A 14,038-nucleotide genomic window follows, 5' to 3' on the forward strand; every position below is an offset into this window, starting at 1 on the left:
ATCATTCAATCCTCATCACGGTCGTATCATCCACTTGAAGGGGACCGACCAGGGACCCTATGACCGGCGTCACAAACGTGATGGGATAAATAATCCTTACAAACGCTTCACCGCCGGCTTCCGAAACCTGTACCTGACCGGATGACAAGCCGATGCTTGTGCCATTCCTCACGGCTGCATCCACGGCATTTTTCCCGACGCTTGCAGCACGGGCCGCCTCCCTGCCGGCATGGTCCACGGTGAGGTACGCATGAAAATACCTTCCGAAGTCTATGATCCCGAAAATAAGGAGCAACAAAAGCGGCAGCACCATAGCATATTCAACGAGCGACTGGCCTTTTTCATTTCTCACATGGCAACACTCCATACAAACGTTAATAATGTACCAAGTACAATCGGGACTCCATAAGGGAACAGGATGGGAGATTCCATTTGAGGTTTAATGAGGATCCTTCCTTTTGTCCCCATCAGGAGGGCCGGAAATATGTAGAGGGATTTGAGAGATTGCAAGAGGCCCCTTTTTTGGATGATCAATCCGATCGAGATGAGTCCGCCTAAAAGTGCAACAGATACAAAGCTTTGAAGCGTGAACGACGCTCCCATAAGTGCCCCGACGGCCCCCATCAGTTTGACGTCCCCCGCTCCCATTCCTCCAAGTAAAAACGGGATTAGCAGAGTTGCGATACCGGCCAGCATCCCCAGGCTGCTAAAAAAAAATCCATCCCACCCCTGAGTAATGGAATAGAAGATGAGACCGGATAAGATGGCTGGAAACGTAACGATATTTAATATTTTCCTAGATTTCAGGTCCGTGATCAGGGAGACCAGCAGGGCTGAAACGAGAATGCTATAAATAAGAATCAATTTGGTTCACCTCTGGAATGTGGATTGGGATAAGCCCTGTTTTTTAGGCAGGGCTTTGGTTTACTATTCTTCGTTTGTTAATAATCCGCCGAATAATTCGTTAATTTCTCCTTCTAGAAGAGCTAGCGCTGCAACAACTATGACTACAACACCTGCAACCACCAACCCATACTCAGATAACCCTTGACCCTCTTCTTCCACTGCCAGCTGCTTTAGTTTGTTCATCATTTTAAATTCCTCCTATTAATTGTTTGATATATTATCCGGATGTTCTTTTTTAAGAACAACCTTATAGCTCTATAATAGTTCATTATAATGAACGTGTAAATACTTTATATTCAGAAAAAAATCGATAAATAACGACAATGTTCGCTATTGAGAATAATGGGTTTCTATTGTATATTGAGACTATATGCCTACAAAAGGAAGGAGTGAAGTCATGCCTCTACCGAAAGAAGACACACTATATCGAACGCTCCCCTATTCAATTATAGTGGCGGATACATTTGCCGCACGGTTTAAAGGGCTGATGTTCAGGAAGGATCCCATTGTAAATGAATGTCTGTTGATCGCTCCTTGCAATTCCATCCATATGTTCTTTATGAACTTTTCAATTGATGCTGTCTTTCTTGATGAACAGCATAGAATCATTAAACTGGCAAGAGATTTACAGCCCTGGTCAATAGTAAAACCGGTAAAGGAAGCCCGTTCTGTTTTAGAGCTGCCACCCGGGAGTATAGTAAAACTGGATTTAATGATTCAGCAGGTTATTGAATTGCCATAGGGACAGGGGGACAGGTCCACTGTCCCACCTCTCTCTCCCTTCTATTTAAACCCTGGCAATCACACTTTTCGAAACCCCCGTTATCCTTGATAACTGCCTGATTGACACCCCTTCTATTTCTTTCATCTCCTTTATTATTTGATTCCTTGTGGATTTGTCCAGTTGCTGCAACATGCTTATACTGGGTACGCCTGCAAGACTTAAAAGCTTCAGGACCTCAGCATCGGTTCTTCTGCTGATATAACTTTCTTCAAGGAATTGATCATCATTTTGCTGCTGCATATATTCTTGAAATAGGCTTTTGGAGTTTTGGAGGTTTGGTGAGAACAGGAGAAGCGGGGCTTGAGTATCTATGAAGGTTTCTTTTTTGAGGTATTCGTGGAAGCTTGTCCATTTGCTTTCGTATATATTAGCGGCGAGTCCGGCTTTCAGTGGGTTTTGGTGGATGTATCGAAGAACTTTTTTGAATGACATTTCGGTTTCAATCGTTTCGCTTTTGAACCTCTCTTGGAACAGATGTCCGCAGCGTTCATATTTATTATTATACCAGTATACATAACTTGAGCTGATTCTCTGGAGGCAGTCTGATATGCTTTCTCCATTTTCTTTCATCAAGAGATGCACATGGTTATCCATCAGACAATAACCATAAAGTTCATAATCACAAATATCTTTATACTTTTTCAGTCTCTTAAGGAATGCCCCCTTATCCTCATCTCCTTCAAAAATCATCTGTTTGTTGATTCCTCTCAGCATAATGTGGTAAATTCCTGTGCCACTCTTCCGTCTTTTCGTCCTTGGCAATGGACCATCTCCTTTGTTTGTTTTGGTGGGACAGGGGGACAGGTACCGCGTCCCGAAAAGGACAAGGTACCTGTCCCCTTGTACCACCTTAACTCTATTCGACATAAATAGAGAAAATCCTCTTTAATGGGACAGAGGGACAGGTTCACTGTCCCTCTGTTGTGCCAATTTAGCGATGTGCCTCTAAACAAAATGGGACAAGGTCCCTGTCCCCCCGTCCCACTATTCCAGTGCCTTCCTGAGTGGTTGTTTTAATGCTCCGGCCATTGTGCGGGAGTATAGGGTGGAGATATGGTGGTAATCGCGGTATACCAGGACGTTCCCGATTACTGGGGGACATGATTTATCATCACAGAAGTACTGGGATAGGTCGGCGAAGGTGACGTTTTCCGGGATCCCTTCGGTGTTTTCCCATGGTATGGCTTCTGATAATACTTTATCCCTTGGCATTGAGCAGTCTTCAATATCTTTCTTCTGCTCCACGCACGTCGGCGGGTCTCCTTCCATCGCCGGGTTGTCACGTACAGCAAACACTTCGGAGATCCCCTCAAGTTTTCTCCACTGCTCCATATACCCTTCAGGAACTTGATCACCGGCCCCGACATTTGCAGTTGTGAAGACCAGGTCAGGCGGATCTTTTTTCAACATTTCCAGCACTTTCTCATTCCAATCCATGCAAGAAGCATTCAACAACCCGTCAAAATCATCAGATGAAAAGCGGCAGGCATCCTTATTGTAGATTTCGATTTTCAGCTTCATTTTCTTGGCGAGCTCTTCAAGCGCCGGGTACCAGTGGCCTGAATGAGATCCTCCAACCAATGCGATCGTGTGAGCAGGGTTCTTTGTTTCACCCCGTGAACACTTCGTCACTCTTTCCTCTTCAATGCCTGAAAAACACTCCGGGTCATCGTAAAAAGCAGGCAGATCCTCTTTCACTGCCAGCGAAGATGGAACCGGCTTTTTACCCGGAGCCGGCTTCACGCCGTCTGAAATGGCCATGGCCCCGGGATATTTCTTTATGTCATATTCCTTATGATCCTGTCCGGTAACATAATAAGCCCATACACTATTGACGAAGAATAACGGGACCAGCAGACTCACTAGCACAACCGCAAGTTTTCTTTTAGATTGTTTGATATTGATATTCCGGATCGGTGTTTCAAGCATTTTTACCGATAGGAAGGATAACACAAATGCCGCTGCCATGAGCGCAGCTCCACCCAATAAAGGTACTTTTTCCACATCAAAATAAGCAAAGTAGAAAATCAGCAGCGGCCAGTGCCACAAATAGAACCCGTATGACATCCCGCCGAAATACAGGAACGGCTTGGAACCAAGCAGCTTATCCACCCCATACCGTGTGCTGTTTTCGGCTGCAATGATGACAAGGATCACACCTCCGGTAGGCAGCAGCGCTGCATAGCCGGGAAACACGGTTGAAACCGGAAGGAGAATCCCCGTGAAACAAATGACCGCCAAACCAAGCCACCCCATCACCGTACTCACTGATTTATTCAGTCTCAAGTAAGGCAGGAGAAGTGCCAGGATACCGCCCAGGCTGAACTCCCAAACCCGGGCAAATGTGTCGAAGTAGGCCCATGGCTGATTCACCGCAGTTTTGTAGATGGAATAACCGATCGATGAAGTGAAGAGTGCTGCGAGCACGCCCAGCATCGTCTTCCTCACCGGTGTCCCAAGCACTTTTTCCGCTAAAAAATATGCCAATAAAACCACAAAAGGCCATGTTAGATAAAACTGCCCCTGTAGAGATAACGCCCAGAAATGCTGAAGCGGGCTCGCCTGATTGTTCTGGGCCAGGTAATCCACTGCGCTATTGGCCAAATACCAATTTTCAAAATATAACGCCGAAGCAAAGATCTCCCCGATGATCTGTTTCCACTGGACCTGCGGCATGATCAAAATCGACACAACCGCAGTGAACAAGAGTACCGCGAATGCAATCGGAAACAATCTCCTTGCAAGTCCGAGCCAATAATCGATCAAGTGAATGCGCCCGGCCTTCTCCATCTTCGACAACAAAGAAGTCGTGATCAAATAACCGGAAACAATAAAGAAAACATCCACCCCGCCAGAAACCGACCCGACCCAAATATGATAAACAGCAACCAGAAACGCAGCAACCGTCCGCACCCCCTCAAGCTCTGGCCGAAACCTCTTCTCAGGCGCCCTCAAATCACCCATCCAAACCAACTCCAATCCAAAGGCGGGACAGGGGGACAGGTACCGCGTCCCACTGCACCGGCATGGGCAAGCACTTCTGCCCACTAAAATCCTTCTGTTTTCTAATTGATAACTGCGGCAGCCAAAATCCGGCCCCGCATTAAAGTTAGTACGTATTATAGTAAACGCATGTAAACGGTTGGCTTCACTCACGTTAGTTTTATGTAAATATTCGATTTCAGATCTCAGTATTCATTTTTGGCAATCAAGAGGGGATTTAACCATTTTTCGTGCGGGACAGGGGGACAGGTACCACGTCCCACCTTCCACCTCCCGCGTCACTTCAACAAAAACCATTTAAACATTCGGTTAACCCCATCCGCCCCTCTCTTACACCCTTAAAGAATTTCAATCAAACGTTTGTTTAAACGGGACAAGGTGCCTGTCCCCCTGTCCCAAATGTCGAAAAATATTTTTTGGCATGGCCTTCTGAAGCTATTCCCAATTATTTGCCGGGTCATTATAATTATTTCAGGAAGTGGTTTCCTATACTTATATTTTCTTGAAGGAGAAATGGACATGATTACGAAGAAGACTTTAACGGCTTCTGTATTGGCAACATCCCTATTATTTTCGGGGACTGCAATTATCCAGCCTGGATATTCGGTGGAGGCCGCTCAAACAATCAATTACCAGGTGGAGCTCGATAAATTCGCATCACATTATGCGACTATCATCCGTACACTGGAAAGCTATACAAAGAAAATCGATGCTGCAAAATCCGAGAATGAAATGATGGATCTGTACGATGGATACATGGGGTATTTTGACGCGGCACTGGAGAAAGAAGCTCCCGTTAATGTTAAAAACACAGCCATCGTACAATTGGATGAATACATTTATAGCAGTTTAATAGAAGTATATAACTCCGAAATCGATACCATTGATTTTTATAACGGCGATTTATCAGAGGAAGATTACAACGACGCCTTGGAAGCAATGGAGGCCAATGTCTCAGAGCAGGAAGCCCTGTTCAAGAAGACAGCAAAAAGCTACAAATCAAAGCACGGGGTGACATTCAGTAAAGATATGTATTACCTCCTTGATGAAAACCCGCCTGCAAAACCAGAACCACCGGGTAAAACCAGTACATATAAAGTTAAAAGCGGGGATACACTTTCCGCGATTGCAAAGAAATATGGTACGACCGTAAGCAGTTTAAAAAAGCTCAACAACTTAAAGAGCGACCGCATTTATGCCGGACAAGTATTGAAGGTTTCCGGAACTGCTGCTAAGCCAGTCAATAATGACAGCAAGGCTCCTGCAAAGACGACATCGTATAAAGTCAAAAAAGGCGACACCCTTTCTGCCATCGCCAAAAAATATAGGACCACCGTCAGCAGCCTGAAAAAACTCAACAACCTGAAAAGCGACATGATCTATGTAGGGCAGACACTGAAAGTTTCCGGGACTGCCGCTGCTGCCCCTTCACAGAGCAAGGGCACAGCACCAAGTAAGTCCAAAACCACTACCTACAAAGTCAAAAAAGGCGATACACTCTCTGTCATCGCCAAAAAATATAAGACGACCGTCAGCAGCCTGAAAAAGCTCAACCACTTAAAAAGCGACATGATCTATGTAGGACAGACACTGAAAGTTTCCGGGACTGCCGCCGCTCCTTCAAAGAGCAAAAGCACAGTACCGAACAATTCCAAAACCACTACCTACAAAGTCAAAAAAGGCGATACACTCTCTGCCATCGCCAAGAAGTACAATACAACCGTCAGCAAACTAAAAAAAGCCAACAAACTCATCAGCGACCGCATCTACGTCGGGGAAACCCTGAAAATCCAATAAAGGGACAAGGGGACAGGTCCGTTGTCCCGCTTTTGAAGCGGGACACGGTACCTGTCCCCTCGTCCCTATTTGAGAGGAAAGCGTACGGTGACGGTGGTGCCGATTCCTTGTTGACTTTCGTATTTGATGGTGCCGTTATATTTTCCTACAATGTTATAACAAATCATGAGGCCGAGTCCCGTTCCCTTGCTTTTTAATGAGTAGAAAGGAGTTCCGAGGCTATTTACTTCTTCTTGGGTCATACCTTTACCGTTATCCATCACTCTTATTGCCACATGTCCTTTTTCTTCTTCAACCGTTACGTAGACGGCTGTACCATATGGAGAGGCTTCAATGGCATTTTTAATTAAATTTATGAACAATTGCTTTAGTTCAATATGATTAGCATTTACATAACAACCTGCTTCTATAGAGAGATCAATATTGTTATCGTTCAATAATCCATACGTGTTCAATAATTCTGTTACATCTCTCATTACCATTTCAATATCCACAGAATTCGTTAACTTTTCCTGATCCGGTTTGGCCATGGCGAGGAATTGCGTAATCACATGCTCTGCCGTGTGAAGCTCATCGATCATCAAGGAGAAATTCCTTTTAAAATTTCCGTTGAGATCGGGATCTTCCTTATAATATTGTAAAAACCCCTTTACCACAGTAAGCGGGTTCCTTATTTCATGAGCTACGGCTGCGGCCATCTGCCCCGTCGTTTTCAGACGTTCAGCCTGCTGTATTTGTTCAAAATAGAGACGCTGCTTCTTCATTCTTTCATTCGACAAATGAAAGACATAATAAAGAATGACTTGACTCGCGATGAAATTCACAATGTTCTCCGCTATATCTGAAATGAGATAAGGATAGTTTCTCCCCTGATCGATGATGATAGTATAAATGAAAGTAAACGCAATCAACATTGCATTTAGAACCAGTGAAAAATAAAAAAGCTTTCGATCGAAAAAGAGGATGGAGAGTGCCGGGATAAAACAAAGCAGCACAAATCCAGACCATACCTCAGGATATAAGTAAAAGAGGCTGTATAAATAGCCCGTAGAAGCGAATACCGTTATATATCTCATTATAGTATTCTCATAGCGGGGATATAACAGCAGGCAGCCAGACACAACCGCCACCATCAGCCCATGTGCGATAAAACGCATATTCACTGTGTTATCAATCACTACACCCAGCACCATCAAAGCTATAATCACTGAAACTATCAAATAATAATTCTTCTTATGCAGCCCATCCTGAAATTCCTTCATTGCGTTCCCCCACCAGCTTAACTATCAATATCAATATCAATATCAATATCAATAGTAACTATCTTACAAAAACCGGAAATAGTCAATGGGGAGCCTGGTGGGACAGTGGGACAGGTCCCTTGTCCCACTCTGCTACTCTGCTACTCTATACTTCCCTACGGGACACCGTACCTGTCCCCTTGTCCCGTCCTACTCTGTTCTTCCCGCTGGGACACCGTACCTGTCCCCCCGTCCCGCCACAATACAAAAAGGCCAGTTCCCGAGAGAACTGACCTGTGGATTACGCTTTGGAGCGGGTGATGGGAATCGAACCCACGACATCAGCTTGGAAGGCTGAGGTTTTACCATTAAACTACACCCGCTTATATAATTGTAAATTGGCAGGGGCAGTAGGAATCGAACCCACACCAAAGGTTTTGGAGACCTTCGTTCTACCGTTAAACTATGCCCCTGTGATGTAAATGTAAATTATGCGTTATTCGCTCCGAGCGTTTGCTCCGCTTTTCGCTTCGCAAAGTTTAAGGAGGCTTCTTTTTACTCCGCTAACGCTCCGTAAAAAAAGCTATATGGAGGGGGGCAGATTCGAACTGCCGAACCCGAAGGAGCGGATTTACAGTCCGCCGCGTTTAGCCACTTCGCTACCCCTCCATGAGAGAATAAAAAAATATGGCGGAGGAAGAGGGATTCGAACCCCCGCGGGCTTTAACACCCCTGTCGGTTTTCAAGACCGATCCCTTCAGCCGGACTTGGGTATTCCTCCGTGTGATTAACTGCTAACTTACAAAATGAGCACCGTTATGTTTTGACTGCCTATATTAAGGCTTGCCTGCTTTTGCTTAGTGATGCTCCGCTTCGATTCATAAGGTGTATCCCTTTCGCTCTGGAGCTTGATGCTCCCCTTTCGCTTCGCAAAGGTTAAGAAAGGATTTTCCGCTGTCGCTTCGTGATGATTAAGGAAGAATCTTTTTACTCCGCTCACGCTCCGTAAATTTTAAGGACGAATATTTTGCTCCGCTGCGCTATGCAAGTTTATGGAAGGATCTTTTTACTCCGCTCACGCTTCGTAAAAAATCCATGGTGGAGGATGACGGGATCGAACCGCCGACCCTCTGCTTGTAAGGCAGATGCTCTCCCAGCTGAGCTAATCCTCCAGATTCATTCATAAAAAATGTCGTGGCAGAACCAATTGTCATGTTCTGTCTTTTTATCAAGACCTTTATTAATCTATCAATTCTTTGCCTGATTGTCAACTTCAAAAATAAAATACTGTCGATCATTTTTATCTATGAAAAATCCGGAAGCCTTTGAAGTGAAAATGGGACAGGGAATACCCGTCCCCACTGAGGCATCATAATTTGTCCATTAGAAGTATGATGCCATAAAAAGCTTGAGCTGACTGTATTTATGCCTGCTTAAATTAATGATGGTCGGGCAGTTTTTAAGCCGGACATTGTATGACTTCATGAATGTATCCTGTTCGATGGATTCTATCTTGTCTATAGGTACTAAATAGGATTGATGCGTCCGATAGAACATATCATCCTTCAGCATATCTTCCAGACGGTTTAGGCTTTCACTGCATACAATGACGGACTGATCATCCAGGTGGATGAGTGTTTTCTTCCCTTTTCTCTCTATGTACAAGATCAGGGAGGTATCTACCAGACGAAATCTCCCCTGTTCCTTCACCCCGATTTTTTTCATACGGACCCCGGTAGAATGTATTCTTTCCAATGTCTGTTTAAATCGTACCAGATTGATGGGTTTGGTCAGGAAATCTTCAGGGTAATATTTATAGCCCTGAAGAGCAAAGTCCGGATTAGCACTCATAAAGATGATTTTAATCGAAGGTGCTTTTTCTTTGATATATTGAGCGATATCAAAACCATTTGCTACAGGCATATTAATATCCAGCATAACAACATCCACTGCCCCTTTTTTATCGACTAAAGAGAATAGGTCAGTGACGTCTGTAGTCGAAAGAACCAGTTTCGTTTCAGGAAGTTTTTCAGTAATTTCCCCTACTTGCTCAAGAATCATTTCTTCATCATCAATCACAGCAATCTTAAGGTAAATAACAATCTACTCCTTTGATTGTTTTTGAGGCAGGTCAGGTTCATAAGCAAACCAGAAGCAGCTGCTGATAGAAGTGATAGAGTTGAAGAACAGGGCTGCTGTTGCAATCAAGTACGTCAAGATTTTCATTTTGAATTTTCCTCCTTCGTATATCATTTATATTGAAAACCCTCTCCATAGGAGAGAATTTTTTCCCAAGTAGCAGTTAATGTAAAGCTTTGTATGATCAAGGAAAGCCAGATGCATTGCTGAAAATCCGATATATATGGTAGATAACCTGCTGAAAAGAGAATTCCGAAAGTCAGCAATGACAAGATTTTTAACTTTTGCTTTTCCTTTGAATTAAACAGATCCTTTTTCTTGTGCAATACTGGTGCCCTCATAAAAATAATGAATGCACTGCAAATCAGCAAAACCAGTAATACCTCTGGAAACTTATCAAAAATAGTCGTGTGTGCTGCCAATAGAGACAGTCCGATCACTTGAAGCAGACTGATCAGTAAACATTTAAAATAGCTTTTTGCGTGGGCTCCGCCTGAAAACATGCGAAGTGCTGCACCGCTCACCAATATAATGAACGCCTCTGCCGCCACCCCCAGCGGAATAGCTGCAGCGACAGTCAGGAAAATCTGAATAAAGCCGGATATCATCCATTCAAGCCCATATCTGATTTCATCTTTTTTCTTTCCCAGATCGGGATTATGAAGAATGATTGCTTTCGTAACATTCACCGAAATCATATTAGGTGTAAAAATTCGCATGTTACCCTCCAATTGGGATTTTCACTACAAATGTGACGGAATGATCCACGATTTCCGGATAAATATACCCTTTATATTTATCTACAATGGATTGCACGATCGCCAAACCCTGCCCCTGATTTCCTGTCCCTTCCTTAGTGGAGAATCCCTCTTTAAAAATGCAGGTGATATTTTTTTCGAGTTCCTCAATATTTGCAGAATTACTGATTTCAAAGAAGTATTCCTGATCTTTTTTACCAATCGACACAGTCACATGTCTCTTACACTCTTCAACTGACTCCACCGCTTCAATGGCATTAAGAATGAGGTTACCCAAAATTTTATTCAATTCAAAAACCCTGCAGGGGATATCCTTTAACTGGTCAGAAATATGGTAATGAACAATGACATTCTTTTTTGAAGCCAGTTCCTTATAAGAAAGGAGCATGCCGGCAACAGCGTCGGAAGCAAGCGGCAGGACATCGCTGACACTTGATGTTTCCTCTAATACTTCATCCAAATAATCTTTACATTGATTGAAATGCCCATTATCCAACATCTTCTTGACAGCTAATAAGTGGTGCACAAAATCATGCCTTTGAAGTTTCACGCTGCTTATATATTGGGTCAAATCTTCTTCATACTGCTGATTCAAACGAATTGACAAAGACTCAAGATTCGAGTTCAGCAAATAGCGGATCACGTAGAAGATTAATATCGTGATGAATACTAAGAATACTGCAGACCAGACAGCCGAGGCAGAAGCTGAATGATGTTTAAAAACAATTGCGTAATAGAGGAACAACATACCGAATAATAAAAATAAAACGGAAAAAAATTTGGCATTGTTCCCTTTCCGCACTATGTTGTCATTGTGCGGCTGGATATGAAGATTGAACTTCTTGATAAGAAAATAAACGAGCAGCATGATCATCATGTGCGGAACAGCTACTAAAAGAATCGGCAATTCTGCAACGTCTATCGTTGTCATTGCCTGCAAAGGATACCAGAATAAGAAACTGATAAACTCTGAAAGAAGCAAAATAATCGCACCCGCCACTAACGCCAGTAAAGACTGGGGAATACCTGCTTGAACAATAAAAGTCAAAAGTATGCCAAGAGAAACAATTAAAATAAGCAAATAGACATAGGGTTCTGTGATCCCTTTCAGCATAGTCAAAATGACACTTCCATAAAAGCTTGCCACAAGCAGCGGATAAACCTTTCTTTTCACCGATATACCCATTAGCGTATACCCGACCAGTATAATCAAGAAGGTTTCTATCGTCCCGCCAAATAACTTAATGAATAAGGCCAATATACCCTCTCCTCGCCCTCGTTAAATTTACCATAATTTCAAATTTATAGTAACATAAATTTTTTCAATTATTTTTATTTTTTTACAAAATCGCACAAAATAAGAGCGGTTTCACACCATATTACTTAGTAATTCGACCAAATAGTCTTTAAAAACTTTTTTTCGGGAAACTTCTGTTAACATTTTAATTGTGAAGGACAAAGCGGAGGGGATAAATGTGAAAAGCCTGGAGGATTCCTTGCTGAATACAATTGAAACGACGATTATTAAAATGATCGCCAATGAAATGCCGAATAAAGAAATTGCCTCTGAATTGAATTACTCGCAGCGCACCGTGGAGTATCACATAAATAAGATTTCAAAGAAATTAGACGTACAGACAAGAGTGGGAATCATCGTCCAAGCCTATAGAAACAAGATCATTACATAAGGCGGTTCAATCCCCCATACACACAAGAAAACACACGTTTCAGTAAACGTGTGTTTTCTTGTGTGTTGGGATAATGATTAAAAGCTCGACACTTTAGCCCCTGACTGATCCTTCAAGAAAATTTCTTCCAGGGATGGTTCATCCACATTAATCCGGTATAAATCTATATTCTGTTTGGTAAAAGCCCGGACGATCTGCGGGATTTTCTTTTCAGATTCTATAACCATGGAGGTCACATTCCCCTCCGTTTCAATTTCTCTTCCGACTGTTTCAAGATATTGATTGATCAGATGTCTGTTGCCATTTTCCAGCGAAGAATGTTTGATTTCAACCTGGATTGAAGAAGAGTAATGAGCCCTTAAATCCTCCAGTGTCCCCTCATTTATGATTTTACCGTCTTTCATGATCGCCATGCGGGAACAGATTTTTTCAACTTCATTCAAATTATGCGAAGTCATGAAGATGGTCTTTCCCTCTTTTTTCAAGTTCAAAATCAATTGCTGGATGCTGAGCCCTGATTCTGCATCGACCCCTGAAGTTGGTTCATCCAGGAAAATCAGATCGGGATCATGGGCGATCGCCTGAGCAATGCCCAGCTTTTTCTTCATTCCAAATGAGAACTTCCCGGCCTTGATATTTGCATGTTCCAAAAGGCCGACACGGTCAAGGATCTCTTTCCCCTGGGATGACGTTATTTTCTTCCCGTTGATCTTAGCAAAATATTTTAAATGTCCAAGCGCCGTTAATGAATCATAAAACGTGGAGTAATCCGGCAAGACACCGATACGTGAATAGACTTTCTCGATATTGGTTTCCCCAAGCAGTTTAAAATCCCCGGCAGTCGGTTTTATGATCCCCGTGATCATATTGATGAAAGTAGATTTACCTGCACCATTACGCCCAAGGAATCCATATATCTGACCTTCCTCTACATGTAAATTGACATCGTTGACGACCGTCTTAGCACCGAATTGTTTCGTAAGCCCGTTTGCCTCGATCACATTCATTATAAATCTCTCCTCTTGAAAATTTCCCTTGCTATGACGAACAGGATGACGGCATAGACGAGATTGATTAAGATATAGTAGCTTCCCAGCGTTGAATAGTAATAGGGAGTAAAATACTTAAACCAGTTCGTATATATACTGTCTGCATAAATTGCCCAGAAGCTGACGGCAGGGAATATCAAGGCAAATACGATCCCAAAAAACATTGACATACCCGGCTTCGGCAGTACGATGGAAAAGATAAGGTTCAGCCCTAAAGCGACGGAGAGAAACAGCATGCAATCCACGACGCCAAGCCATAAGAATTCTTTTGAAACAAACGATACCAGAATATATGAGACCGTTATACAGAAAAGCCAAAACAGCCATACCCCAAGATATTTCCCTAATAGAATTTTGGTACGCGTTGTCTTCGTTACCAGAAACCTCATTGTCCTGCTGCTGATTTCACGGTTCATCACATCATGGGATAAACCTGCTATAAATAAGAACCCTAATCCAAATACAATCATTAACGTCCCTATTGCATATCCGTCAGTACCCCCGCCTAAATCGATTTGCTCAGCCACCGTTGTCATCAGGTCAGCAAGTAAAAAGCTGATTCCAAAAATAATGGCGATGACGACGATTGATTTCACACTCTTAAAATGCCCTTTAAATTCATTCATGCATATTGCCCACATTCATTACCACTCCTTTCTAAATCTAGTATACT

15 protein-coding genes and 5 tRNA genes are annotated in these 14,038 nt (G+C 43.0%); 3 read left to right on the forward strand and 17 right to left on the reverse strand.

The features are described 5' to 3' along the window. Position 1 precedes the first annotated feature (1 nt). From BHE18_RS17785 to BHE18_RS23000, 3 genes are all read right to left on the reverse strand, one after another. On the reverse strand, positions 2-352 hold the full coding sequence (locus BHE18_RS17785; protein WP_071619851.1) for a TadE/TadG family type IV pilus assembly protein: 351 nt from the start codon (positions 350-352) through the stop codon (positions 2-4). Next, the gene (locus BHE18_RS17790) at positions 349-864 is read right to left on the reverse strand and encodes an A24 family peptidase (protein WP_235860367.1); all 516 of its coding nucleotides are present in this window, start codon (positions 862-864) and stop codon (positions 349-351) included. Before BHE18_RS17790 ends, BHE18_RS17785 begins: the two co-directional genes overlap by 4 nt. A gap of 63 nt (positions 865-927) precedes the next feature. Beyond that, positions 928-1,092 (reverse strand): Flp family type IVb pilin, encoded by a 165-nt coding sequence (locus tag BHE18_RS23000; RefSeq protein WP_141771926.1) that lies wholly within the window; start codon positions 1,090-1,092, stop codon positions 928-930. 211 nt (positions 1,093-1,303) lie between these two features. Between BHE18_RS23000 and BHE18_RS17795 the strand changes: the two genes are divergently transcribed. Further along, positions 1,304-1,648, forward strand: coding sequence for a DUF192 domain-containing protein (locus tag BHE18_RS17795; RefSeq protein ID WP_071619852.1), 345 nt, complete (start codon positions 1,304-1,306; stop codon positions 1,646-1,648). A 45-nt stretch (positions 1,649-1,693) separates the two neighbouring features. Here the strand turns inward: BHE18_RS17795 and BHE18_RS17800 are convergent, their stop codons facing one another. Then, a complete protein-coding gene (locus BHE18_RS17800; RefSeq protein WP_071619853.1) occupies positions 1,694-2,452 on the reverse strand; it encodes a transposase in 759 nt (252 codons plus the stop codon). Between the two features lie 222 nt (positions 2,453-2,674). Beyond that, on the reverse strand, positions 2,675-4,654 hold the full coding sequence (locus BHE18_RS17805; protein ID WP_071619854.1) for an acyltransferase family protein: 1,980 nt from the start codon (positions 4,652-4,654) through the stop codon (positions 2,675-2,677). A gap of 558 nt (positions 4,655-5,212) precedes the next feature. Here BHE18_RS17805 and BHE18_RS23875 point away from each other — a divergent pair. Further along, complete coding sequence (locus BHE18_RS23875) at positions 5,213-6,490, forward strand: muramidase family protein (RefSeq protein ID WP_071619855.1); 1,278 nt, start codon at positions 5,213-5,215, stop codon at positions 6,488-6,490. A 65-nt stretch (positions 6,491-6,555) separates the two neighbouring features. On the opposite strand, the gene BHE18_RS17815 is transcribed toward BHE18_RS23875, so the two are convergent. From BHE18_RS17815 to BHE18_RS17855, 10 genes are all read right to left on the reverse strand, one after another. Beyond that, positions 6,556-7,752 (reverse strand): sensor histidine kinase, encoded by a 1,197-nt coding sequence (locus BHE18_RS17815; RefSeq protein WP_071619856.1) that lies wholly within the window; start codon positions 7,750-7,752, stop codon positions 6,556-6,558. Between the two features lie 288 nt (positions 7,753-8,040). Next, positions 8,041-8,114 (reverse strand) — tRNA-Gly (locus BHE18_RS17820). 16 nt (positions 8,115-8,130) lie between these two features. Continuing rightward, positions 8,131-8,204 (reverse strand) — tRNA-Trp (locus BHE18_RS17825). Positions 8,205-8,319: 115 nt separating this feature from the next. After that, a tRNA-Tyr gene (locus BHE18_RS17830) sits at positions 8,320-8,400 on the reverse strand. Positions 8,401-8,419: 19 nt separating this feature from the next. Further along, positions 8,420-8,512 (reverse strand) — tRNA-Ser (locus BHE18_RS17835). A gap of 315 nt (positions 8,513-8,827) precedes the next feature. After that, positions 8,828-8,903: transfer RNA gene (locus BHE18_RS17840), tRNA-Val, on the reverse strand. A 211-nt stretch (positions 8,904-9,114) separates the two neighbouring features. Further along, the gene (locus BHE18_RS17845) at positions 9,115-9,810 is read right to left on the reverse strand and encodes a LytR/AlgR family response regulator transcription factor (RefSeq protein WP_083573870.1); all 696 of its coding nucleotides are present in this window, start codon (positions 9,808-9,810) and stop codon (positions 9,115-9,117) included. 24 nt (positions 9,811-9,834) lie between these two features. Then, the gene (locus BHE18_RS23005) at positions 9,835-9,957 is read right to left on the reverse strand and encodes an AgrD family cyclic lactone autoinducer peptide (RefSeq protein WP_171910744.1); all 123 of its coding nucleotides are present in this window, start codon (positions 9,955-9,957) and stop codon (positions 9,835-9,837) included. Positions 9,958-9,980: 23 nt separating this feature from the next. Continuing rightward, complete coding sequence (locus tag BHE18_RS17850) at positions 9,981-10,589, reverse strand: accessory gene regulator ArgB-like protein (protein ID WP_071619858.1); 609 nt, start codon at positions 10,587-10,589, stop codon at positions 9,981-9,983. A 1-nt stretch (position 10,590) separates the two neighbouring features. Continuing rightward, positions 10,591-11,886 carry a sensor histidine kinase gene (locus BHE18_RS17855; protein ID WP_071619859.1) on the reverse strand — a complete coding sequence of 432 codons (1,296 nt, stop codon included), beginning with the start codon at positions 11,884-11,886 and terminating at the stop codon, positions 10,591-10,593. A 217-nt stretch (positions 11,887-12,103) separates the two neighbouring features. Between BHE18_RS17855 and BHE18_RS17860 the strand changes: the two genes are divergently transcribed. Then, complete coding sequence (locus BHE18_RS17860; RefSeq protein ID WP_235860368.1) at positions 12,104-12,316, forward strand: response regulator transcription factor; 213 nt, start codon at positions 12,104-12,106, stop codon at positions 12,314-12,316. 77 nt (positions 12,317-12,393) lie between these two features. Here the strand turns inward: BHE18_RS17860 and BHE18_RS17865 are convergent, their stop codons facing one another. Then, a complete protein-coding gene (locus BHE18_RS17865) occupies positions 12,394-13,323 on the reverse strand; it encodes an ABC transporter ATP-binding protein (protein ID WP_071619860.1) in 930 nt (309 codons plus the stop codon). Then, positions 13,323-14,006, reverse strand: coding sequence for an ABC transporter permease (locus BHE18_RS17870; protein WP_071619861.1), 684 nt, complete (start codon positions 14,004-14,006; stop codon positions 13,323-13,325). Before BHE18_RS17870 ends, BHE18_RS17865 begins: the two co-directional genes overlap by 1 nt. Positions 14,007-14,038 lie beyond the last annotated feature (32 nt).

The sequence above is a fragment of the Rossellomorea aquimaris genome, from assembly GCF_001877785.1.
In the GTDB taxonomy this organism is placed as follows: domain Bacteria; phylum Bacillota; class Bacilli; order Bacillales; family Bacillaceae_B; genus Rossellomorea; species Rossellomorea aquimaris_A.

Excerpts from the sequence above, each read along its gene's own strand:
- BHE18_RS23000 (WP_141771926.1), bottom strand. The coding sequence starts at position 1,092 with ATGATGAACAAACTAAAGCAGCTGGCAGTGGAAGAAGAGGGTCAAGGG.
- BHE18_RS23875 (WP_071619855.1), top strand. The coding sequence starts at position 5,213 with ATGATTACGAAGAAGACTTTAACGGCTTCTGTATTGGCAACATCCCTA.
- BHE18_RS17805 (WP_071619854.1), bottom strand. The coding sequence starts at position 4,654 with ATGGGTGATTTGAGGGCGCCTGAGAAGAGGTTTCGGCCAGAGCTTGAG.
- BHE18_RS23005 (WP_171910744.1), bottom strand. The coding sequence starts at position 9,957 with ATGAAAATCTTGACGTACTTGATTGCAACAGCAGCCCTGTTCTTCAAC.
- BHE18_RS17850 (WP_071619858.1), bottom strand. The coding sequence starts at position 10,589 with ATGCGAATTTTTACACCTAATATGATTTCGGTGAATGTTACGAAAGCA.
- BHE18_RS17795 (WP_071619852.1), top strand. The coding sequence starts at position 1,304 with ATGCCTCTACCGAAAGAAGACACACTATATCGAACGCTCCCCTATTCA.
- BHE18_RS17865 (WP_071619860.1), bottom strand. The coding sequence starts at position 13,323 with ATGAATGTGATCGAGGCAAACGGGCTTACGAAACAATTCGGTGCTAAG.
- BHE18_RS17870 (WP_071619861.1), bottom strand. The coding sequence starts at position 14,006 with ATGTGGGCAATATGCATGAATGAATTTAAAGGGCATTTTAAGAGTGTG.
- BHE18_RS17815 (WP_071619856.1), bottom strand. The coding sequence starts at position 7,752 with ATGAAGGAATTTCAGGATGGGCTGCATAAGAAGAATTATTATTTGATA.